This window comes from Agrobacterium tumefaciens str. B6 (genome assembly GCF_001541315.1).
Classification (GTDB): Bacteria; Pseudomonadota; Alphaproteobacteria; order Rhizobiales; family Rhizobiaceae; genus Agrobacterium; species Agrobacterium radiobacter.
This window is the reverse complement of sequence record NZ_LMVK01000009.1, coordinates 105800-128184: the sequence shown is the minus strand read 5'-3', so window position 1 is coordinate 128184 and position 22385 is coordinate 105800. Positions and strand designations below refer to the sequence as shown.

Sequence of the window (22385 nt, the reverse complement as noted above, 5' to 3'; positions counted from 1 at the left end):
AACCCGCGCCCGCAGGCCCCTGCGCTAAATGGAGAGCTCCGGGCCTACGCGCGCTGACCCGATGCAACCAGAGGCAGGGGTCCCTTTTGGGAGCCGATAAGGGGTCCCGTTACGACGCCGATTGACAGACGGCCGCATCGAGCTCGACAACAACATAGTCGAGCGTGCAATCCGGCCCCAGACAATTACCAGAAAGAATAGCCTCTTCGCCGGCAGCGATGGCGGTGGAAGGACCTGGGCAACAATCGCCACGCTCCTTCAAACAGCGAAAATGAACAATGTCGATCCGCAGGCCTGGCTCACCCAGACACTCGAGCGCATAGCCAATGGTTGGCCCAGCAGCGATCTCGATGCACTCATGCCGTGGAATTACACGCGCTGAACGGTCTCAGCTTGCCGCTTACAGAACAGCGCGGACATGATCGTCTTCTGTGCGCTGCAAAAGGGGTAGTCCGGCGCTGCAGCCCCGGCAGCATCAATTGCCTTGTGCGCGGCATCGAAGGTCAAGTCTATCTAGTTCTCGTAGAAATAACGTGTCTGAACCCCTGTCGCGACTTGATGTAGGCGCTCCGGAGACCGCGCTATACATCGAGATTCGGCGATAATACGACACGGTTGGGAAGATATCTGGCGGTTTCCAAGATCCTCGTGCGGCATGTATATTTCAGTTCTTTGCCTGTCGTCCTTGTTTTTCCGATCTGCCGGACCGAAAAGCAGATGCCCGTTCGAAGTGACACTGGTCATTTCGAACGGGCACTCACATTCGACGACAGAGTGGCCTGTCAGAGGACAGTCACGTTTTCTGCCTTGGACTTGCCGGTCTTGCGATCCTGTCCCACGTCGTAGCTGACCTTCTGGCCATCCTGCAGGGCGCCGCCAAATCCGACGGCTGAGATATGGACGAAGACGTCAGGGCCACCACTGTCGGGAGTGATGAAGCCGAAGCCTTTATCTTGAGCGAAGAATTTTACGATACCAGTTGCCATGATGTCCTCGTTTTTTGATGTGCGACATCATCGCATAGCGGTTGCGGTGATCCGCATCAAGTCAGCGGTCCCACCTTGGCAATAACAAAGCTGGAAAAAGGCGCGTTTACCGCGTTGCCGCTTGTAACAAAGAGCATCGCGATGAGCCGTTTTCTTCATGAACGGTCACATGTCTGTCGTTCCGATCTTCTTACGCTTAAGATCGCGAAGAGATTGGATTTGCCCATAAAGACGTTCTCATTTCAAATTCAGGACCAAACGACTGTAGGTCGGAGCGACGGATCGACCGGCGTTAAAGGCTGAGACCCGGAAGAACAGCGCGGATGTGCTCGCCGAGCGCCCTGGCTGCCGATGACGTCTGCGGATCGGCAAACTCGATTGCGATACCGATCGTCGGCAGGGGTGGCAGTCCGCTTTTGACAATATGAAGGTCCGGTGGAACGGCGGTCCTGGTCAGAACGCTGATGGCAAGGCCGGAACGTGCGATCGCGATGAGGCCGGCAAGGCTGTTGCTGGCGAAGGCAACACGGTAGCGGCGATTGGCGGTTTCCATGGCGTCGCATGCCGCGCGGTGATCGAGCGTCACGGGTGCCGAGAGCGCCAACGGCAGCACATCCTTGGTGATGAGGTCCGGTTCCGGCCTGTTCGCCACCCAGACGAAACTTTCCCTGCGGAGCACGTCGCGGTGTTCAGGATCGGATTGCGAAACCAGCGCCATGTCAATCTGGCGGCGCTGCAGGAGGGGACGCAATTCCGTCGTGGGGGCGCAGACCATGCGCAGATCGACTTTCGGGTAGGTGCTGAAGAAACCTTTCAGCAGTTCCGGCAGGAAGGCGATGGAGTAATCTTCAGGGCAGCCCAGGCTGACGGTTCCCTGCAGGGTCGCCTCGCCCATGTCGGCAAGGATTTCATCATGCCGGGCAAGAAGCGCGCTGGCATGGGCGAGCAGCTTCTCGCCCGCCGCGGTTATACGTACTCCCGAACCCGTTCGCTGCAGCAGCGTGTGGCCGACCAGTTCCTCCAGCCGCTGCATTTGTGTGCTGAGCGCGGATTGGGTGCGCCCGATCTGTGTGGCGGCGACGCTGATGGAGCCAGCTCGCGCGACAATGGTAAAGTTCTTCAGGAGCGTAAGGTCGAGCATGGCGATATCAAAATTATCGATATCGGAATAAAATACTATCAATTGGACCGGGGTGGCAATGGGTTGTTATGTTTCGCCAAGATAAACTTTGGGGAACGAGCCATGGACAATCTCGCGAAGAACTTCGCCTCGCTCAACGACGAACCGGCATTCTGGGACGCTGCCAATAAACACCTGACCCGTTACGGACCCGCCTTTGAGGAGATCATCGTCGAGCGGGCCGAGGGAAGTTTCGTTTATGATGCGGATGGCCGCGCCATTCTCGATTTCACCTCCGGCCAGATGAGTGCTTTGCTCGGACATACCCATCCGGATATTGTCGCCACCGTCAACCGGCAGATGGCATCGGTTGCGCATCTGTTTTCCGGCATGTTGTCCCGCCCGGTCGTTGAACTTGCGGCGCGGCTGGCGGCTCTGGCGCCGGGTCTCGATCGCGTGCAATTGCTGACAACAGGCGCTGAATCCAACGAAGCGGCGATCCGCATGGCGAAGCTCGTGACCGGCGGGCAGGAGAACGGCGCCTTCGCACAGAGCTGGCACGGCATGACCGGTGCTGCGGCCTCCGCCACCTATAGCGCCGGCCGCCGGGGGTATGGCCCGGCGACGGCCGGCTCACTCGTTATTCCCGCGCCGAATGCCTATCGTCCGCGCTTCAAGAACCCCGATGGATCGAATGACTGGCAGGCGGAGCTTGACGATGCCTTCGAATTGATCGATCGCCAGTCGACGGGCAATCTCGCCGCCTTCATTGCCGAACCGATCCTGTCGAGCGGCGGTATCCTCGAATTGCCCCTCGGTTATCTCGCTGCCCTGAAGAAAAAGTGCGAGGAGCGGGGCATGTTGCTCATCCTCGATGAGGCGCAGACCGGCGTCGGCCGGACCGGACACATGTTCGCCTTTCAGCGCGATGGCGTGACGCCTGATATCATGACGCTGTCGAAGACGCTCGGCGCCGGCCTGCCGCTTGCGGCGGTGATGACGCGTGCGGAGGTCGAGCAGAAGGCTTTCGAGAGGGGTTTTCTGTTCTATACGACCCATGTTTCCGATCCCCTGCCGGCGGCTGTCGGCGTGACGGTTCTCGATGTGGTGGCGCGAGATGGTCTGGTGGAACAGGCGATTGCCCGCGGAAATCGTTTGAAGGAGGGGCTGCTCTCGCTGCAGCAACGGTTCGAATGCGTTGGAGATGTGCGCGGGCGCGGGCTTTTGCTCGGACTTGAAGTCGTCGCAGACCGCCACACGAAAGCCCCGGGTTTCGAACTTGGTGCGCGCATCATGCAGGAGGCGATGTTGCGTGGCCTCAGCATGAACATCGTCAAGCTGCCCGGCATGGGCGGCGTTTTCCGCATTGCGCCGGCGCTGACGGTATCGGATTCGGAAATCGACCTTGGGCTGGAGATACTGGCGGATTCTATCGAATCCGCACAGCTTGCCCGCTAGGTGTGGCCGGCATTTGCCGGGAATGTCAGTTCCACCCTTGCGCCTTCGCCGGGTCTGGAACTGATATGCGCTTCACCGCCGCTCTGGCGGACGAACCCGTAGACCATGGCGAGGCCAAGGCCCGCACCGCCATGATCGCCCCGCGTGGTGAAATAGGGCTCGAACGCCTTGTCCACGGCCTCCGGTGTCATGCCGATGCCCTCGTCGGTGACGGTGATCACCAGCGTATCTTTTCCAGAGGCGGCCTCGATCGAAATCAGGCCGCCATCGGGCATGGCGGCTGCGGCATTGAGGCATAGATTGAGAATGGATTGCTCGAAGAGGGCAGGGTCCAGCGGTATCGAGGGAAGATTGTCATCGGTATCAAGCGCGATCCGGCATTTGGGGCCGACGGCGATTTCCAGAATATCGGCCATGCCCCGCAGCAGGCTTGCGACATTGATGACGCTTGGATGGATCGGCTGCTGGCTGCCGATGGTGAGCATGCTGCTGGCCAGAGACCGGCCGCGGTCTGCCGCCTTGCGGATACGGGCGATGTGCCGCTTCTGGCGATCGTTGAAACCGGCTTCCCGTTCCAGAAGGCCGAGGCTGCCGGTGATGATGCCGATCATGTTGCCCACCTCATGGCTGAGCTGGTGGGTCATGCGCATAATGCCATCAAGCCGTTGGGCCTTCACGGCTTCCGCTTCCTGGCGATCGAGAGCGGTCACATCGCGGGCGAGCAGCACGATGCCGCCATCCGGCTGGCGCGACATCGAGACTTCGATCACCCGCTGATCGTCAGTGCGATGGCGCACGACTGCGCGGTCGAGCAACTCCCCCGGCTCTGTATCGAAGGGCAGTAGAGCCGGGTCGATTTCCGGGATGGGTTCGACAAACCGGCGAAGCGGCAGTTTTCGCGACGAGCCGGAGCGTCCGACGAGTTCGATGATGCGGCGGTTCATGGTGATTGGTCTGCCAGCCGGATCGAACAGCGCTATTCCCTCATTCATGTTGCGGAAGGTCGAGCGGATGGTGCGGGCCGCCGCTTCCGCCGTGCGCCTGAGGCGCGAGACGCGATCGACGCTGTCGTGGAAGGCGCGGAATGCATCGAGCAGCCGGATCAACTCCGTCTCGGGACCCGTATAGGAGGGCGGCCCGACGTCCTTTTCCCCCTTGGCGAGGGCATTCATGCCGTTGGAGAGCGTCACGATCCCGCGCGAGACACGCATCACTGAGCGGATCGAGAAGATTGCCACGATGAGAACCAGAAGGGAGGCGACGGCGACAATGATCAGCAGCCGGTTGAGAGCATCGGACGTCGAGATCAGGTCTTCGTTCAGGCTTCGCGCAACAGCGTCACCCTGGGTTTCGGTCACATGGGAAAGATCGCGCGAGACGGTGTGAAGCCGGGAGACAGAGGCGCGGATCGCGAACATTTCCAGAAGGTAACGGCTCTGGGCCTCGAATACCCGCTCATAGGGCTGGAGTTCGGCCAAGGGCAGGCGCTCGCCCGGATAACCCTGCTGGCGCGCCGTTGTTTCCGCCACGTAGCGGCGGCGCAGTTCGCCAAGCTGGAAAAGGCTGTCGGATGCGGATGCGGCCTGCACGATGCCGTTCATTCTTCGACGCAGTTCCGGATCGAGGATGCCCTGACCGGTGGCGATTTCGCCGAGCGCTGCTGCCGCTTCCGCCTTGTGCCCCTGCGCCGCGTCGGCCTCCTTTGCGAGGTCCAGTGTCTGCGCCCTGATAAGCTGGAGCAGTTCAACGATACGCTCGCTCGCAAAACCGCGTGCGGCCCGTTCGCCGCTGTCTGGACCCGTCATCTGCAACAGCAGGTCGACCTGCTGGACCACGGAGCGGCTTTCGCTGGAAACGCGATAGGGCGAGGCGGCATTCATCAGAAACGGGGCGCTGGAGACGAGATCGGAGACCTGCCGCGAGACCAATGAGGCCTTGGCGAGACTGGAAAAGGCCTGCAAGCCGTAGGCTGCCATTTCATCGCGGGCGCGCTGCAGGCCGTAAATGGCGATGGCGGAAAGGCTGAAGACGAGGATGCAGGTAAAGACGATTGCAAAGGGCAGGCGAAAGGCGATGGAGGAAAGGAAGGAGCGGCTGATCACGGGGAAAGCTCGCCCTCATCGGTATGCAGGACATAACCCTTGCCGCGTCGCGTCTTGATGTGACGTGGAAGATCCGGGTTACGCTCGATCTTGCGCCTGAGCCGCAGCACCAGCACGTCGACATTTCTGTCGATATAACGGTCGCTTTCCGAACCCAGCCTGTCGAGAATCTGGGAGCGGCTGACGGGCTGGTTGGGTGTTTCTGCGAGAATTTCCAGAAGTGCGAATTCGGCACTGGTGAGCGTGCGGCTGCGGTCAGCGAGGCAGACGGCGCGGCGCGCATCGAGATCGATCGCCCAGTCGCCGAGGCGCAGCGCTGTGCGGCCGTGGTCACGCTCGCTGTCCTTGTCCTGTTTCAGCGACGGGATTGTTCGCCGCAGGACGGCCTTGATCCGCGCCGTGAGTTCAATCGGTTCGAAGGGTTTGACCACATAATCATCGGCGGCCGTTTCCAGACCGAGTACCCGGTCGGCAGCACTGCCGGCGGCGGTGACCATGACGATACCGATGTCGATCTGGCTGCGCAGCCGCTGGGCAAAGGTGCGCCCGGATGTGCCGGGCAGATTGTGGTCGACGAGGACGAGCTCCATCCTGTCCTTTGCCAATATCTCGTCCGCCTCCTCGGCGGAGCGCGCGCAGGTGGGCAGCCAGCCCTCCGCCTCGATGAGGTCCGAGATGAGCTCGGACATATCCGGATCGTCCTCGACGATCAGAATGCGAACCTTCTGATTAAGCACTGTATATTCCTCCCGCCATCATCATAGGCGCGGCGGCGGCGATCTTCAAAGGTTCGCTGGTTATCTCCCCTGTCATAATTGTAATAACTGTAATCTTGTTCGGCGGTGCGGTGAAAGATTGGTAACCATTCTTCGATTGCGGTGCGGGCTGGATGTGACATGCTGTTGGTGGAGACTGGAACGGGGAGGTTCCAGGCAGGGAGGCTTAATTGAAAGTATTGACCGCACTTGCGGCGAGCATGGTCCTATGGCTGTGCGGCGCAGGGCATGGCATGGCCGAGCCGAAGTTGAACGTCCTGTGCGGCGTCGACGAGGCTTGGTGTTTGACCATGAAGCGGGCTTTCGAAGCCAAGGTCGGTCTCGAGATATCAATGGTGCGGAAGAGCACCGGCGAAATCCTCGATCAGATCCGCGCCGAACGATCCCATCCCACGGTTGATGTCTGGTGGGGTGGTACCGGCGACACCCATTTGCAGGCGGGTTCGGAAGGGTTGCTGGAATACCGGCCCGTCCATCAGCAAGATTTGTTGCCCTGGGCGCAGAATTTCTCCGTGATGTCGGGATCGCGGTCTGCCGGAGTCTATGCCGGCGCGCTGGGTTTTGCCTATAATTCGGAACTGCTTGCGAAGAACAATCTGCCGGCGCCGACCTGCTGGAAGGACTTGGCGAAGGATGTTTATCGCGGCCATATCCTGACTGGCAATCCGAACTACTCCGGTACAGCCTTCACCATGCTGGCCACTCTCGTCCAGCTGTTTGGCGAGGAGGAGGCTTTTGGTTTCATGGCAAAGCTCAACCAGAACGTCGTGAGCTATACCAAGGTTGGTGCAGCGCCGGTCAAGGCGGCGGCGCGGGGCGAGATCATGATCGGGATTTCCTTCATGCACGATGCCGTGACCCAGAAGATCGAGGGTTTCCCGCTTGTCATCGTCGCGCCGTGCGAGGGCACCGGTTATGAAATCGGGGCCGTCAGCATCGTCAAGGGCAATCGCAATCCTGCCCTTGCGCAAAGCTTCGTGGAATTTGCGCTGAGCCCGCAAGGGCAGGCGACCGGGGCCGCGGCCGGCCAGAACCAGGTGCCTTCCAATGCCCGGGCGACATTGCCACTGACCGCACCTGACATATCGATGATCAAGATGGTGGATTACGACTTCGCCACCTTCGGCCAGCCTGAAGAGCGAAGTCGGCTATTGAGCCGCTTCGACAGCGAAATCCACCCGACCCAGTAGGGCAGAAAACCAACATCCCAAAAGACAGCGCGCGCGCCGCAAGGTGCCGCGACCGGCAGCGCCATGTCTGCGTACTGCCAAGAATTCAGACGCAAGCTACAGGAGGATAACCATGCGACTGACAATACTTTCCACCCTGCTTTTTGCCGGTACGGCGCTCAGTGCCGTATCGGCGCAGGCGGCAGGCGAACTTAACCTGATCTGCTCGGCCGATGTCGTCATCTGCGAACAGATGAAGGGCGATTTCGAAAAGTCACACGACATCAAGGTCAATATGGTGCGCCTGTCTTCGGGCGAGACCTATGCCAAGGTGCGCGCGGAAGCCCGCAACCCGAAGACCGACATCTGGTGGGCCGGCACCGGCGATCCGCACATGCAGGCGGCATCCGAGAACCTGACGCTCGAATACAAATCGCCGATGCTGGATCAGCTGCAGGACTGGGCCGTAAAACAGGCGGAAAGCACCGGTTACAGGACTGTCGGCGTTTATGCCGGCGCGCTGGGCTGGGGCTACAACACTGAAATCTTCAAGTCCAAGGGCTACAAGGAGCCGAAGTGCTGGGCCGATCTGCTGGCGCCGGAGCTGAAGGGCGAAATCCAGATCGCCAATCCGAATTCGTCTGGCACCGCCTATACGGCGCTGGCGTCGCTCGTGCAGATCATGGGCGAGGATCAGGCGATCGACTATCTGAAGAAGCTCAACGCCAATATCTCGCAATATACCAAGTCCGGTTCGGCACCGGTCAAGGCGGCGGCGCGTGGCGAAACCGCGCTCGGCATCGTCTTCATGCATGATGCGGTGGCGCAGACGGCGGAAGGCTTCCCGGTCAAATCAATCGCGCCCTGCGAAGGCACGGGTTACGAGATCGGCTCCATGTCGATCATCAAGGGCGCCCGCAATCTCGACAATGCGAAGGCTTGGTACGACTGGGCGCTGAAGCCGGAAGTGCAGTCGCGCATGAAGGACGCCAAGTCCTTCCAGCTTCCCTCCAACAAGACGGCGGAAGTGCCCAAGGAAGCGCCGAAGTTCGAAGACATCAAGCTCATCGACTACGACTTCAAGACCTATGGCGATCCGGCCAAGCGCAAGGCGCTGCTGGAACGCTGGGACCGTGAGGTCGGTGCGGTCGCGAACTGATCTAAACTCCGGCGATCGGCATCCCGGCTTTTAAAGCCGGGGTGTCCGCCATTCTTTCATCGGCATGAAATAAGCGAGGTCGGCCATGACACGTGGCAATCGCAGGCTGGACATGGTCCTGGCGCTCGGGGCTTTTGCTCTGGTCTTTCTTCCCTGGTATCGCATCGAAGGCGGCTTTTTCAGCTTCCGCTGGCTATCCGGATTTTTCTCGTCGGCCAGCAATGCGCCCGGTGTGCTGCAGATATTGTCCTATGGCAAACCATGGCTTGTCGGCGTGGTTGTCTTTTTCCTCGCCGCATGCCTTGTCCGGCCTATCCGTGATCCGATGCGACGTGGCAGGCTTCTTGCGATTATCGGAGCCATCGGACTTGTTTTCCTCGCCTTGCAGGGGCTGGCCATCGGCTTTACCGGCTGGAGCTGGACGGTGAGCGAAAACCTCTTCGGCATGCTTGCCGATGGCCAGCCGTCCATGGGTGCCGGCGCCGTCGTCATGTCGTTCGTCTTCGTGCTTCTTTTTGCCTTCGGGCTTGCCGAACGCGGCGTCATGAAGGGCGACGCCTTCGTTGTCGGCGCCATTTCCGTTCTCGTCTTCCTTGTCACGGTTTTTGTCTTTTATCCGATCGGCAGCATGCTGGTCGCGTCCGTTCAGGATTTCGACGGCTCCTTCAACGCCGAAGGCTTCATCCGCAATATCAAGGATCCCGGCATCTGGAGCCTCGGCTGCGTGATGGGTGAAGAGCGTTGTGGTGTTGCCTGGCGCACGCTGTTCCTGGCCCTGATGACCGCCTTCGGCTCGACCGTGCTCGGTCTTGGCTTTGCATTGATCGCCACCCGCACGCGCTTTCCGTTCAAGAAGGGCCTGCGGCTTCTGACGGTTCTGCCGATCATCACGCCGCCTTTTGTCATCGGCCTTGCTTTGACGCTGCTTTTCGGCCGCGCCGGCGTCGTCACCGAATGGCTTTCCTATCTCTTCGGTATCGAACCGGGTCGCTGGCTTTACGGCATGACCGGCATCTGGATTGCGCAGGTCCTTTCCTTCACGCCCATCTCGTTTCTGGTGCTGATCGGCGTGGTCGAAGGCGTCAGCCCGTCAATGGAAGAAGCCTCGCAGACGCTGCGCGCCGACCGCTGGCGCACCTTCTGGCGGGTGTCGCTGCCGCTGATGAAGCCCGGTCTCGCCAATGCCTTCCTGATCGGCTTCATCGAGAGCATGGCGGATTTCGGCAATCCGCTGGTGCTCGGCGGCACGCATGGTGTTCTGTCGACGGAAATCTTCTTCGCCGTTGTCGGCTCACAGAATGATCCGTCCCGCGCCGCGGTTCTGGCGATCATCCTGCTGTGCTTCACGCTTTCGGCCTTCCTTGCCCAGCGTTTCTGGCTGGCAGGCAAGAATTTCGCGACGGTGACGGGGAAGGGCGACAGCGGCGCGCATATCGCGCTTCCGCGCGGGCTGTCCATCGGCGTCCACGCCGTCGTCGTGCCATGGATGATCTTCACCATCGTTGTTTATGGCATGATCCTTGTGGGCGGTTTCGTGAAGACCTGGGGTCTCGACAATTCCCTGACCTTCGACCACTACATCCGCGCCTTTTCCGTCAGCTTCTCCAATGGCTCGATCGCCTGGACCGGTGTAGCCTGGAACTCGTTCTGGACGACCATGAAGATCGCGCTGGTTTCTGCGCCATTGACCGCTGCCGTCGGTCTTTTGACCGCCTATATCATCGTGCGGCAGAAATTTGCCGGGCGGAACCTCTTCGAATTCGCGCTTATGATGAGCTTCGCCATTCCCGGCACGGTTATCGGCGTCAGCTACATCATGGCCTTCAACCTGCCACCGGTGGAAATGACGGGCTCGGCGCTGATCCTGATCGCCTGCTTCGTGTTCCGCAACATGCCGGTCGGCGTGCGCGGCGGCATTGCGGCGATGAGCCAGCTCGACAAGAGCCTCGACGAGGCTTCGTTGACGCTGCGGGCCAATAGTTTCCGCACCATCCGCAAGGTCATTCTGCCGCTGCTCAGGCCCGCGATCACGGCCGCGCTGGTCTATTCCTTCGTCCGCGCCATCACCTCGATCAGCGCCGTCATCTTCCTCGTCAGCGCCGAATACAACATGGCGACCTCCTACATCGTCGGCCTTGTCGAGAACGGCGAATATGGGGTGGCGATTGCCTATTCCTCCATGCTGATCGTGGTGATGATCACTGTCATTACCGGCTTCCAGCTCATTGTCGGCGAGCGTCGCCTGCGGCGCGAAAACCGCGTCGCCGGCCTGCCCGCCCCTTCCTCCGTTCCTCTTGCCCAGGAGAAAACCGCATGATTTCCGTAAAGCCCGGTTCCGTCACCTTCGAGAATGTCCGCAAGACCTTCGGCGCTTTCACCGCCATTCCCGACCTGTCGCTCACCATCGAGCCCGGCACGCTGGTGACGCTGCTCGGCCCCTCCGGTTGCGGCAAGACGACGACGCTGCGCATGCTGGCCGGCCTCGAACATCCGACCAACGGACGCATCCTGATCGGCGACAAGGATGTGACCATGCTGCCCGCCAATGAGCGCGATGTCTCGATGGTCTTCCAGTCCTATGCGCTTTTCCCGCACATGACGGCGCTCGATAACGTCGCCTACGGTCTGCAATCCTCCGGGCTGCGCAAGGCAGAGGCGCGGGAAAAGGCGGAAGAGGGGTTGAAGCTCGTCGGCCTTGCCGGCATGGGGCACCGTCTTCCGGCCGAACTTTCCGGCGGCCAGCAGCAGCGTGTCGCGGTCGCCCGCGCTCTGGTGCTGGAGCCGCAGGTGCTGCTGCTGGATGAACCGCTTTCCAACCTCGATGCCCGCCTTCGCCGCCGGGTCCGCACCGAAATCCGCGAGTTGCAGCAGCGGCTTGGCTTTACTGCCGTCTATGTCACGCATGATCAGGATGAGGCGCTGGCTGTTTCCGACCGGATCATCGTGATGAAGGATGGCGAGATCGCCCAGTCGGGTGCGCCACGCGATCTCTACGAAGCGCCGGCCTCCGCCTTCATCGCCGATTTCATGGGTGAGGCCAATGTCGTCAGTTGCGAGGTCATCGGCGTTGAGGGCGCCGATGCGCTGATCCGTGTCGGCGGGATCGATCATCGGGTCTCGGCCCGCAATGCCCGGCCAGGCCCGGCCAAACTCGCGGTTCGTCCCGGCTCGATTTCCATCGGACAGCCGGGTGGGCAGGGGCTGGCCGGGCGGGTGTTGCACAGCGCCTATCTCGGCGGTCACGTCGAATATGAGGTGGAAACCGATATCGGTACGCTGTTCATCGTCGATCATGCCGTGGAGACCAGCCTGCCGGCGGCGAGCGACGTGACGCTGGGGTTCAGGAACCGGGGTATCGCCTTGATTCAGGCTTGATGCCGCCGGTCCCGCATTCAGGATTTCATTGCGACAGAGGCAGCTTTGGTCTGCCTCTGTGTGTCGGGAACGCCAGCCTCAAATGTCCTTTGCCAGACGAAGCGCATCGTAGATTGCCGCATGGGTATTGCGCGCGGCGACCGCATCGCCGATCCGAAAGAGCCGGTAGGCGCCATCAGGATTGCGCTCGACCGTTTGGGTGGTTCCCGCAAGCAGGGCGTCGTAGGAGATTTCGCCAAGGTTCTTCGAGCCGGGCTTGAGGTCGAAATAAAGGTCATCCAGCGGGATCGTGCCGTGGTTGACGACGATCTGGTCGACGGTCCTCGATTTCGTCACGCCGCCATAATCGCTGCCGACATGGGCGATAAGCTGATTGCCGTTTCTTTCCGCGGCTTCCAGCCGGTAGGTAACGGTGAAGGTGACATCGAGCTTTTGCAGGGAGCGCATATAGGGAACGAGGTTCATGGCCATGACTTCCGGGGCGAAGGCGCGGTCAGGCGTCATGATCTCCACTTTCGCCCCAGCCTTTGCCAGACATTCGGCGGCCTGCAGGCCGGCATGGTCGCCAGCGTCGTCGAAAACCAGCACATTCGTTCCCGGCTTGACGTCGCCGGAAATGATATCCCAGGCCGAGACCACGAGATCGTTGCCTCTGGAAAGCACATCGATATGCGGCAAGCCGCCGGTGGCGATGATGACCACCTCTGGGTTCTCCGAGAGAACCGTGTCCGCCTCCGCCCAGTTGTTGAAGTGAAAGGTGACGCCCAGTCTTTCGCACTGGCTCATGCGCCAGTCGATGATGCTGATCATCTCACGGCGGCGTTCGCTTTGCGCCGTCAGCCGGATCTGGCCGCCGGGATTGTTGGCGGCCTCGAAAACGACGACCTCATGGCCGCGTTCGGCGCAGACGCGTGCGGCCTCGAGCCCGGCCGGCCCTGCGCCGACAATCACCACCTTCCGGCGTTCTGCCGCTTTGGGTATCTCGTGCGGCATGGTTTCCTCACGGCCCGTTGCCGCATTATGGATGCAGAAGGCGAGACCGCCCTGATAGATGCGGTCGAGACAGTAATTGGCGCCAACACAGGGGCGAATATCATCCTCCCGTTTTTCCATGATCTTGCGCACGATATGCGGATCGGTCATGTGCGCGCGGGTCATGCCCACCATGTCCACCTTGCCGGCAGCGATGGCGTGGCGGGCGGTGGCGACATCGGGGATCTTGGCGGCGTGGAATGTCGGGAAGCTGGTCGCGGCGCGGATTTCACCGGCGAAATCGAGATGCGGCGCGTTGGCCATGCCCTGAATGGGGATGACGTCGGTCAGGCCCGGGTCGGTGTCGATATGGCCCCTGATGACATTGAGATAATCGATAAGGCCGCTGTCCTTCAACCGTCTGGCGATTTCGATGCCCTCAGCCTTTCCGGTGCCGCCCTCGAGACATTCGTCGGCGGTATAACGGACACCGAGGATGAAATCGTCGCCCACGCGTTCGCGCATCGCCCTGAAAACGTCGAGACAAAAGCGCATGCGGTTTTCAAGCGGGCCGCCATAGGGGCCGTCCAGTTCGTTGGTCAGCGGCGAGACGAACTGGTCGATCAGATGGCCATAGGCTTCCAGCTCCACACCGTCCATCCCACCCGCCTTCATGCGTTCCGCGGCGTCGGCGAAGTCCTTGATGATACGCTCGATATCCCAGTCCTCGATCTTCTTCGGAAAAGCCCGATGCGCCGCTTCGCGGTGATGTGACGGCGCAAGGATCGGCAGCCAGTCGCCTTTGTCCCAGCGGGTGCGGCGGCCGAGATGCGTGAGCTGGATCATGATCGCCGCGCCCTCTTCATGCACGGCGTCGGTCATTTCCCGGATCCACGGGACGATCTCATCCTTGTAGACGAGCAGATTGTTGAAAACGGGCGGGCTGTCCCTGGAGACAGCGGCGGAGCCGGCCGTCATTGTGAGCGCAACGCCGCCCTTCGCCCGCTCCACCGTGTAGGCGCGGTAACGCCCCTTCGGCATGCCGTCCTCGGGATAAGCGGGCTCGTGCGACGTGACGATGATGCGGTTGCGCAGCGTGAGGTGTTTTAGCTGGTAGGGCTGAAGAAGGGGATCACTCGACATAGCCTGCTCCAAAAAGGGTTTCTGTCCCAAGGCTAAGCGGAAATGTACACTTGTGTCAATTTACAAAGCACAATTGTCTTTTTTTTCGACATAGGTGTACATCCGCTTGTCGCGCAGAGACCAATTTGCTACGAACCGGTCATGGAAGCGACATTGAACGACACCGGTTGGCGTGGATCGCAGGAGGGGTGGCTTGAGGCCGCCTATCAGGCTTTGCTGGAATCGGGCGTGGATTCAGTCAAAATCCTGCCATTGGCGAAAAAGCTCAATCTGTCGCGCACGAGCTTCTACTGGTTTTTCAAGGACCGGGAGGAATTGCTGGCCGCACTCGTCGCCCGCTGGCGGGAAAAAAATACCGGGAACATCGTCAGGCAGTCGGAAGCCTATGCCGAGACGCTTGCCGAAGCCATGCTGAATGTTTTCGATTGCTGGCTGGATTCCTCGCTTTTCGACAGCAGATTTGAATTCGCGGTTCGAAGCTGGGCTCTTCAGTCCGATGAGATTCTTGCGGAAGTTCGCAAGGCTGACGAGATGAGAATGGCGGCGCTTTCACGCATGTTCGTGCGGTTCGGCCACAATGAAAACACGGCGGATGTGCGTGCCCGGACGACCTATCTGGTGCAGATCGGCTATATTTCCATGCAGTCCGAGGAAGATGTGGGGGTGCGGATGCAGAGAATTCCGGACTATATCGCCATCTATACCGGCGAGGCGCCTCGGCAGCGTGAGCTTGACCGGTTTTATGCAAGGCATGGGTACAGGCCGGGTTCCTGAACCTGACGCGATGATGTCGCGAAAACACGCGCAATGCCGTCGGATCGTGACAGGCAAGGTGATACAAGACGAATTGTCTGTCCGTCCTCCTGCAATGTAGCTGCAACATTCAGCGAACAGTGGTGGGGGATGGCAAGGATTCATCTGGGGAACGTCATTGCGAATCTTGCTTCTTGAGGATGAACCCGAAATGGCGCGCGCGCTTCTCGAAGCCCTGCGCCGGCGCGATGTGCTTGCTGATCATGTCAGCACCATCAGCGACGCTGACGCCCTTGCGCGGGACGGGTCTTACGATGTTCTGGTTCTGGATCGCCGCCTTCCCGATGGCGAGGGGCTTAACCTCGTGGCTTCGCTTCGCCGGAGCAGACATACCGTGCCCATCCTTGTTCTGACGGCGCTTGGCAGTGTCGATCATCGTGTCGATGGGCTCGATGCCGGGGCGGATGATTATCTTGCCAAGCCCTTTGCGATCGAGGAGCTGCTCGCCCGCCTCAGGGCGCTCCACAGACGCGGCCCTTCTCTTTCCGACAAATATGCGCATTTCGGAAATCTGAGCATTGACCCGCGCGCCAATGAAGTCAGCATTGCCGGCTCCATCATCGAGTTGCGGCGTCGGGAATATCTGGTGCTTGAAGCGCTGATGCGGCGTCCGAACCGCATCGTCACGCGGTCGAACCTGATCGAGGCGGTCTATACGCTTGATGACGAGATCGAGTCCAACGCTCTCGATGCGCACATTTCCCGTATCAGGAAAAAGCTGGCGGAGGCGGAAGCCACGGTGGAAATAAGAGCCGTGCGCAATATCGGTTACCTCATCCGGTCGAAGACATGAAGAGAGCGCCCGATCGATCCCTGCGATGGGGGCTGATGAAGCGCCTTTTTGCACTGCAGGCATTCCTGCTCGTCCTTTTCGTCATCCTTCTCATCGGCTGGATATGGATCATCGATCCGCGGCTGGAAGGTGCGAATGAAGAGGCCGCCCGCATCGTCGCGGAGAGCGTGACAAAGGATGGAGAGGGCAGGCCGCAATTGTCGGCGACGCCGGAGCTGGCGGAGCTGAAACGGCGCTATCCAAATCTCTGGTTTGTGGTGCGCGACGCCGATGACATCGTATTGCAATATGGCGTTGTCCCGCCGCCCGCCCTGTCGGCGGTGTTTCCCCTGAGTTTTGACCGCGCACGCCTGGAAGCGGCCGGAACGCTCCGCGCAACCGTGGAAAACCGGGATACAGCCGCCGGCCGGCTTCAGTTCATTGCCGGGACGGAGGAAGGAATTCCCAACGACGGTCTGAGTATCTGGATCAATGTTCAGCTGGACCTGGAAAAGGATGCCGAGGGCGCCATCCGTTGGCTTACCGTGCTGCCGCCGGCGCTGGGCTTCATCATCCTCATCGCCGTCGTGCCCATGCTGATCCTGACGGGCATCGCGACATTGCTCGTGACCCCGCGGGCGGTCGGGCGCTCCCTGAGCGGGCTGATGGAAACCGTGAAGCAGGCGCAGTCCATCGATTTCGAGAACCGCTCCGAGCGTATCGACCGTTCGAAAGTTCCCCTTGAAATCATCCCGCTGGTGGATGCCTTCAACGTCGCGCTGTCGAGGCTTGATGACGGGTATAATCGCCGTAACCGCTTTCTCGCCGATGCGGCGCATGAGCTCAGGACGCCGATCGCAATCGTACGCACCAGAGCCGACCTCTTGCCCGATGACGCGCTGAGCCATCAGATCAGGGCTGATATCGATCGCCTCACCCGCGTTGCGCATCAGTTGCTGGAGATGCAGGCTGTGGGTGCGGTGGAACTGCCGGCGGAGCCGCGGGATCTCAATAAGCTTGTCGAACGCATCGCAACAGACCTTGCCCCGATTGCAATGGATGCCGGATATGAATTCGATTTCGAGCCAAGCGCGGATGCGGCCATCTTTACGGTGCAGGCATCAATTATCGAGATGGCGGTCGTCAACCTCCTGCGCAATGCAATCGATCATGCGGGCGGCAGAGGCGCAATCACGATCCGGGTCGACCCGGCAGGTGCGATTGAGGTCCGTGATGAAGGGCCGGGCATCCCGGTCTCCGAACGTGAGCAGGTATTCGAGCCGTTTCATCGGATCAACACCAACTCGCCCGGAGCCGGCCTTGGGTTGAATCTGGTCCAGAAGGCAGCGGAGCTTCATTGCGGCCGTGTCTTGTTCCTCGATCTCGATCCCGGCTTTTGTGTTCGGCTCGAAATTCGCTCGATCGCCTCAAAAGGCATTGCGGCTGGCACCGTTTAGCTGATGAGATTCTCGGCGAACGAGCTCCGATGACGAAATTACTTGCGATTTGGTTAAGGAAATTCCTCTAACTTGTTTAAATAAATAGATTATTTTGAATAATGCGCGCTCCATGCAATGCAAGCGCAATTCTCGCGGGGAAAATCCCCTTATCTGCTGAGCGCATCCACACGTCATGTCGGCCGGCGCAGCAGACAAACGGGAGCCGGTTTCCGGTTCTTCAACGCGAACTGAAACTTGGCTGCGCCGGAAGAAGGCGCATCGGTTTCGTCTGGAGTCATTCATGTCGATCATCAAGAAATCGCTTGTCGCCGCGACCGTCGCTGTTGCGGTTGCAGGCAATGCCTATTCCGCCGATCTTACGAACTATAATACGCAGCAGTCCTTCGATTATGGCAGTCAGCCGGCCTTCTCCTGGGACGGGGCCTATGTCGGTGTGCATGGTGGCGTCGCTTCCCCGAAATTCAACCCATTGGCCAGCGGCCGCGGCCTGACGGGCGGTGTTCAGGCCGGTTATAACTTCCAGTTCGGCTCGGGCGTGGTCGGCGCGGAACTCGAAGGTTCCTATCTCGGAAATGAGGCGCGTGTGCCCAACGGCCGGTTGCGGGAGCGTTTCCGCGGCGCGGCCAAGATGAAGGCCGGCGTGGCGCTTGACCAGACGCTCATTTACGGCACTGCCGGCCTGACCACGACGAAGTTCAAGGACGGCAATGGCGTGACGGGTCCCGATGGCTGGAAACAGGGCTATCTGGTCGGGGCAGGCGTCGAACAGAGCTTCGGCGGCGGCCTGTCGGCAAAGTTTGAATATAATTATTTGAGCACAGGAAATGTGGCCACGACGACTTCAAGCGGCAGGTCGAAGACCGATGTCAGCGATCATGTCATCAAGGCCGGCCTGAACTATCGTTTCTGATCGGCCCGCCCCATGACAGGCCCAGGGAGAATTTTCAAAAGAAAACCGCCGCTTTCAGCGTGAAGGCGGCGGTAGAACAGCATGGACCGCAAAACATGCGGCGCCGGATGAAATCCGGAAATGATTATTCGCATTCAAGCGAAGGCTGCCGGAAGCTTGTTACGTACCACTCGTTGCCGGAACTGCGCGTATAGAACGTATAATAGCAATCGATGCGTTCGACATAACCTGGCGTTTCCGACACTTCATATCGCTCACCGCGCCGCGTTGTCCGCACCTCACCACTCGATGACCCGGCAACGACCTGTGTCTTTTTCTTCCGCCATTGAAAGGCCTGCTGGCCGGGACCCAGGCTGTAAATATTGTCCGGCGGCCCATAGTCCAGCATCACGCTGGTAATGGGCGCGCCGATATAGCTTTTCATGACGGTCGAGGCGCAGGCCGTGAGCAGCATGGACGCGCCGGCGATAAGGATAATTGCTGTCGGGACTGCGAGTGATGCTCTGCTGGACATGGAAATTCCTTTCAGCTGCGGGGACATACCGCAGGGATAGGAACAGCTTGTTGCAAGTACATTGCACGGGAAGATCGTTGGGCGGGCCGTGACTGCCGATCGGTCTCAGCTGGAGAGCTAGTTCGCCGGCTATCTGTGTCAGAGGCCGGCGATGTTGCGGCCGATATGGCGCAGGATGCTTTTGAAAAGTTTTGCCTCAGTGGGATCGAGACCTTCGATGGCGGTTTTTTCGAACATGGCGGCGATAGGCATGAGTTCATCGGCCAGTTCCTCACCCTTCGGGGTGAGGGTGATGCGCACGATGCGGGCATTGTCGAGAGGCCGTTCACGGCTGACGAGGTTACGCCGGACCATGAGCCCAACGAGCCGGGACAGTGTGGAAATTTCCACAGACACCATGTCCGAAAGCTCGGTCAGCGTCTTGCTCTCCTGCTGCCGCAGCGTCGCCAGCACGCGGTACATCGGCAGGGTGATGTCATAGGAGGCCAGTCTCACGGAAAAGCGCTCGCCAAGCCGAACGCCCACCCAGTTGAGCAGGTAGGGTACCGAGTCGGTGAATTGATAAGACACGAGCAAATCCCCGTTTGAGAACCATTTGCGCAAATGCTGATGTGCGCCTATCGGCTGTACCGGCACAATCCATCGGTTTCAATAGCTTCGCCCCACAAGACGGGGAATGCGAGGTCCTCGCTCGCTCAATAAATGACGAAAAACATTTGCATTGACAAATGTTGCAAACGCAAATAAATAAGAACGCAGGATTTGGGAGGATCTCATGACATCAGCATTGTTTGGCCTGAGCGGCCTTGCACCCGAAGGCGTCGGCCAGAATTTTCGTTCGACGATGCGCCGTTTTCCAGCCACCGTAACCGTCATTACGGCCTGTGCTTCGGGTGATCAGCGCGACCACGGCATGACGGTTACGGCTGTCACTTCAGTTTCGATGGAGCCGCCGTCTCTGCTGGTTTGCCTGAACAATCGCACCCTGCTGCATGAATTGCTGCTGTGCCGGCCTGATTTCATCGTCAATGTGCTGACGCAGGACCAGATGGCCCTGTCGGATGCCTTTAGCGGCAAGGTGCCGCCGGAAGAGCGTTTCCGCGACGGTCAATGGCAGCGCCATGACAATGGCGTTCTCTATCTGCCGACGGCCCATGCCGCAATCGCCTGCCGTCGGGTTGCTGCCATGCCCTATGGAACCCATACCGTCTTTATCGGCCAGGTGGTTTCGGCCGATGTCAGCGAGACGACGCGGCCGCTGCTTTACGAAAACGCCCAATATTGCGCCGCAAGCCCCGCGAGCCTGCCCGCCTGATCATTACCGCTCAGACAATTCCGGCGGGATAACCGCCGGCCAGCAACGTCCGGCCAGTAACGTCCGGAAGGAGACAATCATGAACGATATGAGCCATGCGCCGCTGCCGGCGCAAACGAACCCGCGTGTCCGCCTCGCAAGCCGCGTCGCCGGCATAGCCGATCTTTTCCGGATGAGCGCCAGACAGACGGAGGAGGCCCGGCGTGTTCCCGCAAGCCATATCGAGGCGCTGCGCGGCATTGGATATTTCGATATCGTCAAACCTCGCGCTTTCGGCGGCAAGGGTGGAGATTTCGCCGAACTGGTCGAGGCTAATATCGAGCTTTCGGCCGCCTGTGCGTCGACCGGTTGGGTCGCCGGCCTGCTGTCGGCCCATCAATGGCTGCTGGCGATGTTTCCGGAAGAGGCGCAGGCCGATGTCTGGGGTGAAAACCCCGATGCGCTTCTGTGCGGTTCCTATGCGCCGGTGAAGATGGCGGAGCTCGCCGATGGCGGTTACCGCCTGAGCGGCAAATGGGCCTTCGCCTCCGGCTGCGAAAACGCGCAATGGTCCCTCTGTGCCGCCATCCTGCCGCCGCGGGGCGAAGGAAAACCGGTTCCGGCCTTCCTGCTCGTTCCTGCCGGGCAATATGTGATTGAAGACACCTGGCATGTGGTGGGCCTGGCCGGCACGGGTTCCAAGACGCTCGTTCTCGATGATGTCTTTATTCCCGAACACCGGGTTCTGACCTTTCCCGACGCCACCAGCGGAAAGACGCCCGGCGGGCATTATTATGCGGAGGAAGGCCTGTTCAACATGCCGCTTCTGACCGGCATTCCCTCCTGTCTCGCGGCGGCTGGCGTCGGCGCGGCCAAGGGTGCGCTTGCCGCCTATGTCGATCACGTCGGCGGCCGGGTCACACGCGGCGCGGTGGCGGGTGGCAATAATCGCATGGCCGAATTCCCGACCATTCAGCTGCGCGTCGCGGAAGCTGCCGCGAGCGTCGATGCGGCGTGCGAAATTCTGCTGCGCGATGTTGCCCGGGCACAGGCGCTCTCGCAGGCTCGTGTTGAAGGCCGGGCGGAATTTACGGTGGATGACCGGCTTCTCAGCCGTCGCGGCCAGTCCTTTGCGGTGTCTCTGGCACTGCGCGCCGTGCAGGCGCTCAACGATTCCACCGGCGGCGTCGGGCTCGATCTTTCCAACCCCGTGCAGCGGGCGTGGCGGGATGCGAACGCGGTCGGTCGCCACATCAGCATGAACTGGGATGCCGTGGGTACGATGATCGGCCAGAGCATGCTCGGGCTGGAACCCAAGGGTCAATATTGATCGCCTCTCGGGCGGCACATCACACAGTGAATTCGGAGGAAACTACATGCAAGGCAAGGTCGCTCTCGAGGAGCATTTCGCAATCCCGGAAACACTTCAGGATTCGGCCGGTTTCGTGCCCGGCGACTACTGGAAGGAATTGCAGCATCGCCTGCTCGACATTCAGGATACGCGCTTGAAGCTGATGGATGCGCACGGCATCGAAACCATGATCCTGTCGCTCAATGCGCCGGCGGTGCAGGCTATTCCTGACAGGAAGAAGGCAATCGAAAGCGCGCGGCGGGCGAATGACGTTCTCGCCGAAGAATGCGCCAAGCGGCCGGATCGCTTCCTTGCCTTCGCAGCATTGCCTTTGCAGGACCCCGATGCGGCAACCGAGGAATTGCAGCGCTGCGTCAACGATCTCGGCTTCGTCGGCGCGCTCGTCAACGGCTTCAGCCAGGAGGGCGATGGCCAGACGCCGCTTTATTACGATCTGCCACAATATCGCCCGTTCTGGGGTGAAGTCGAAAAGCTCGACGTGCCTTTCTACCTGCATCCGCGCAATCCGCTGCCGCAGGATTCGCGCATCTATGACGGCCATCCCTGGCTGCTTGGCCCCACCTGGGCTTTCGCGCAGGAAACGGCGGTCCATGCGCTGCGTCTGATGGCATCAGGCCTGTTCGACGAGCATCCGCGTCTCAACATCATTCTCGGCCATATGGGCGAGGGCCTGCCTTACATGATGTGGCGCATCGACCATCGTAATGCCTGGGTGAAGCTGCCGCCGCGTTATCCGGCCAAGCGTCGTTTCGTGGATTATTTCAACGAGAATTTCCACATCACCACCTCGGGCAACTTCCGCACCCAGACATTGATCGACGCCATTCTGGAAATCGGTGCGGATCGCATCCTGTTTTCCACCGACTGGCCCTTCGAGAATATCGATCACGCCTCCGACTGGTTTAATGCGACAACCATCGCCGAAGCCGATCGGGTTAAGATCGGCCGCACCAATGCGCGCCGTCTGTTCAAGCTTGACGGGCACTGAAC

At 60.2% G+C, this 22385-nt stretch carries 19 protein-coding genes and 1 pseudogene; 13 read left to right on the top strand and 7 right to left on the bottom strand.

Features of this window, described 5'->3' with window-relative positions:
- Nucleotides 1–115 precede the first annotated feature (115 nt).
- Nucleotides 116–382, top strand: a pseudogene (locus ASB65_RS09005) (transposase domain-containing protein); the annotation flags it as partial.
- A 400-nt stretch (nucleotides 383–782) separates the two neighbouring features.
- On the opposite strand, the gene ASB65_RS09000 reads toward ASB65_RS09005, so the two are convergent.
- Nucleotides 783–986, bottom strand: a complete 204-nt coding sequence (locus ASB65_RS09000) for a cold-shock protein (protein ID WP_003503933.1) — start codon at nucleotides 984–986, stop codon at nucleotides 783–785.
- A gap of 292 nt (nucleotides 987–1278) precedes the next feature.
- Nucleotides 1279–2127, bottom strand: coding sequence for a LysR family transcriptional regulator (locus ASB65_RS08995; protein ID WP_060723734.1), 849 nt, complete (start codon nucleotides 2125–2127; stop codon nucleotides 1279–1281).
- Between the two features lie 102 nt (nucleotides 2128–2229).
- Between ASB65_RS08995 and ASB65_RS08990 the strand changes: the two genes are divergently transcribed.
- A complete protein-coding gene (locus ASB65_RS08990) occupies nucleotides 2230–3564 on the top strand; it encodes an aspartate aminotransferase family protein (RefSeq protein WP_060723727.1) in 1335 nt (444 codons plus the stop codon).
- Here ASB65_RS08990 and ASB65_RS08985 read toward each other — a convergent pair.
- Together ASB65_RS08985 and ASB65_RS08980 are read right to left on the bottom strand one after the other, a co-directional pair.
- A complete protein-coding gene (locus tag ASB65_RS08985; RefSeq protein ID WP_060723726.1) occupies nucleotides 3561–5666 on the bottom strand; it encodes a sensor histidine kinase in 2106 nt (701 codons plus the stop codon). The genes ASB65_RS08990 and ASB65_RS08985 overlap by 4 nt on opposite strands.
- The gene (locus ASB65_RS08980) at nucleotides 5663–6403 is read right to left on the bottom strand and encodes a response regulator transcription factor (RefSeq protein WP_060723725.1); all 741 of its coding nucleotides are present in this window, start codon (nucleotides 6401–6403) and stop codon (nucleotides 5663–5665) included. The genes ASB65_RS08985 and ASB65_RS08980 overlap by 4 nt, the downstream gene beginning before the upstream one ends.
- Before the next feature lie 239 nt (nucleotides 6404–6642).
- Between ASB65_RS08980 and ASB65_RS08975 the strand changes: the two genes are divergently transcribed.
- The 4 genes from ASB65_RS08975 (at nucleotide 6643) to ASB65_RS08960 (ending at nucleotide 12145) form a co-directional block, all read left to right on the top strand.
- Nucleotides 6643–7632, top strand: coding sequence for an ABC transporter substrate-binding protein (locus ASB65_RS08975; RefSeq protein ID WP_060723724.1), 990 nt, complete (start codon nucleotides 6643–6645; stop codon nucleotides 7630–7632).
- 112 nt (nucleotides 7633–7744) lie between these two features.
- Nucleotides 7745–8770: an ABC transporter substrate-binding protein gene (locus ASB65_RS08970; RefSeq protein WP_020810392.1), complete on the top strand. Its 1026-nt coding sequence runs from the start codon at nucleotides 7745–7747 to the stop codon at nucleotides 8768–8770.
- A gap of 85 nt (nucleotides 8771–8855) precedes the next feature.
- Nucleotides 8856–11087 carry an ABC transporter permease gene (locus ASB65_RS08965; protein ID WP_060723723.1) on the top strand — a complete coding sequence of 744 codons (2232 nt, stop codon included), beginning with the start codon at nucleotides 8856–8858 and terminating at the stop codon, nucleotides 11085–11087.
- A complete protein-coding gene (locus ASB65_RS08960; protein ID WP_060723722.1) occupies nucleotides 11084–12145 on the top strand; it encodes an ABC transporter ATP-binding protein in 1062 nt (353 codons plus the stop codon). Before ASB65_RS08965 ends, ASB65_RS08960 begins: the two co-directional genes overlap by 4 nt.
- Nucleotides 12146–12223: 78 nt before the next feature.
- Here ASB65_RS08960 and ASB65_RS08955 read toward each other — a convergent pair whose 3' ends face one another.
- The gene (locus ASB65_RS08955) at nucleotides 12224–14260 is read right to left on the bottom strand and encodes an NADH:flavin oxidoreductase (RefSeq protein WP_060723721.1); all 2037 of its coding nucleotides are present in this window, start codon (nucleotides 14258–14260) and stop codon (nucleotides 12224–12226) included.
- Between the two features lie 141 nt (nucleotides 14261–14401).
- Between ASB65_RS08955 and ASB65_RS08950 the strand changes: the two genes are divergently transcribed.
- From ASB65_RS08950 to ASB65_RS08935, 4 genes are all read left to right on the top strand, one after another.
- Nucleotides 14402–15034: a TetR/AcrR family transcriptional regulator gene (locus ASB65_RS08950; RefSeq protein WP_060723720.1), complete on the top strand. Its 633-nt coding sequence runs from the start codon at nucleotides 14402–14404 to the stop codon at nucleotides 15032–15034.
- Nucleotides 15035–15191: 157 nt separating this feature from the next.
- On the top strand, nucleotides 15192–15866 hold the full coding sequence (locus ASB65_RS08945) for a response regulator transcription factor (protein ID WP_060723719.1): 675 nt from the start codon (nucleotides 15192–15194) through the stop codon (nucleotides 15864–15866).
- 35 nt (nucleotides 15867–15901) lie between these two features.
- Complete coding sequence (locus ASB65_RS08940; protein ID WP_174014739.1) at nucleotides 15902–17302, top strand: sensor histidine kinase; 1401 nt, start codon at nucleotides 15902–15904, stop codon at nucleotides 17300–17302.
- Between the two features lie 283 nt (nucleotides 17303–17585).
- Nucleotides 17586–18215: an outer membrane protein gene (locus ASB65_RS08935; RefSeq protein WP_060723733.1), complete on the top strand. Its 630-nt coding sequence runs from the start codon at nucleotides 17586–17588 to the stop codon at nucleotides 18213–18215.
- A gap of 124 nt (nucleotides 18216–18339) precedes the next feature.
- On the opposite strand, the gene ASB65_RS08930 is transcribed toward ASB65_RS08935, so the two are convergent.
- Both ASB65_RS08930 and ASB65_RS08925 read right to left on the bottom strand, forming a co-directional pair.
- On the bottom strand, nucleotides 18340–18729 hold the full coding sequence (locus ASB65_RS08930) for a hypothetical protein (RefSeq protein ID WP_060723717.1): 390 nt from the start codon (nucleotides 18727–18729) through the stop codon (nucleotides 18340–18342).
- 138 nt (nucleotides 18730–18867) lie between these two features.
- A complete protein-coding gene (locus ASB65_RS08925) occupies nucleotides 18868–19299 on the bottom strand; it encodes a MarR family winged helix-turn-helix transcriptional regulator (protein WP_003503954.1) in 432 nt (143 codons plus the stop codon).
- A 205-nt stretch (nucleotides 19300–19504) separates the two neighbouring features.
- Between ASB65_RS08925 and graD the strand changes: the two genes are divergently transcribed.
- From graD to tsdA, 3 genes are all read left to right on the top strand, one after another.
- The gene (graD, locus tag ASB65_RS08920; RefSeq protein WP_003503955.1) at nucleotides 19505–20044 is read left to right on the top strand and encodes an FADH(2)-dependent resorcinol hydroxylase reductase component; all 540 of its coding nucleotides are present in this window, start codon (nucleotides 19505–19507) and stop codon (nucleotides 20042–20044) included.
- 79 nt (nucleotides 20045–20123) lie between these two features.
- The gene (graA, locus tag ASB65_RS08915; RefSeq protein WP_060723716.1) at nucleotides 20124–21353 is read left to right on the top strand and encodes an FADH(2)-dependent resorcinol hydroxylase oxygenase component; all 1230 of its coding nucleotides are present in this window, start codon (nucleotides 20124–20126) and stop codon (nucleotides 21351–21353) included.
- Nucleotides 21354–21399: 46 nt separating this feature from the next.
- Nucleotides 21400–22383, top strand: a complete 984-nt coding sequence (gene tsdA / locus ASB65_RS08910) for a gamma-resorcylate decarboxylase (protein ID WP_060723715.1) — start codon at nucleotides 21400–21402, stop codon at nucleotides 22381–22383.
- Nucleotides 22384–22385: the final 2 nt, after the last annotated feature.

What these genes read in the sequence shown, in the direction of transcription:
- ASB65_RS08995 (WP_060723734.1), bottom strand. Translation starts at nt 2,127, where the DNA reads ATGCTCGACCTTACGCTCCTGAAGAACTTTACCATTGTCGCGCGAGCT.
- ASB65_RS08950 (WP_060723720.1), top strand. Translation starts at nt 14,402, where the DNA reads ATGGAAGCGACATTGAACGACACCGGTTGGCGTGGATCGCAGGAGGGG.
- tsdA (WP_060723715.1), top strand. Translation starts at nt 21,400, where the DNA reads ATGCAAGGCAAGGTCGCTCTCGAGGAGCATTTCGCAATCCCGGAAACA.
- ASB65_RS08975 (WP_060723724.1), top strand. Translation starts at nt 6,643, where the DNA reads ATGGTCCTATGGCTGTGCGGCGCAGGGCATGGCATGGCCGAGCCGAAG.
- graA (WP_060723716.1), top strand. Translation starts at nt 20,124, where the DNA reads ATGAACGATATGAGCCATGCGCCGCTGCCGGCGCAAACGAACCCGCGT.
- ASB65_RS08960 (WP_060723722.1), top strand. Translation starts at nt 11,084, where the DNA reads ATGATTTCCGTAAAGCCCGGTTCCGTCACCTTCGAGAATGTCCGCAAG.
- ASB65_RS08990 (WP_060723727.1), top strand. Translation starts at nt 2,230, where the DNA reads ATGGACAATCTCGCGAAGAACTTCGCCTCGCTCAACGACGAACCGGCA.
- ASB65_RS08955 (WP_060723721.1), bottom strand. Translation starts at nt 14,260, where the DNA reads ATGTCGAGTGATCCCCTTCTTCAGCCCTACCAGCTAAAACACCTCACG.
- ASB65_RS08965 (WP_060723723.1), top strand. Translation starts at nt 8,856, where the DNA reads ATGACACGTGGCAATCGCAGGCTGGACATGGTCCTGGCGCTCGGGGCT.
- ASB65_RS08930 (WP_060723717.1), bottom strand. Translation starts at nt 18,729, where the DNA reads ATGTCCAGCAGAGCATCACTCGCAGTCCCGACAGCAATTATCCTTATC.
- ASB65_RS08970 (WP_020810392.1), top strand. Translation starts at nt 7,745, where the DNA reads ATGCGACTGACAATACTTTCCACCCTGCTTTTTGCCGGTACGGCGCTC.
- graD (WP_003503955.1), top strand. Translation starts at nt 19,505, where the DNA reads ATGACATCAGCATTGTTTGGCCTGAGCGGCCTTGCACCCGAAGGCGTC.
- ASB65_RS08940 (WP_174014739.1), top strand. Translation starts at nt 15,902, where the DNA reads ATGAAGCGCCTTTTTGCACTGCAGGCATTCCTGCTCGTCCTTTTCGTC.
- ASB65_RS08935 (WP_060723733.1), top strand. Translation starts at nt 17,586, where the DNA reads ATGTCGATCATCAAGAAATCGCTTGTCGCCGCGACCGTCGCTGTTGCG.
- ASB65_RS09000 (WP_003503933.1), bottom strand. Translation starts at nt 986, where the DNA reads ATGGCAACTGGTATCGTAAAATTCTTCGCTCAAGATAAAGGCTTCGGC.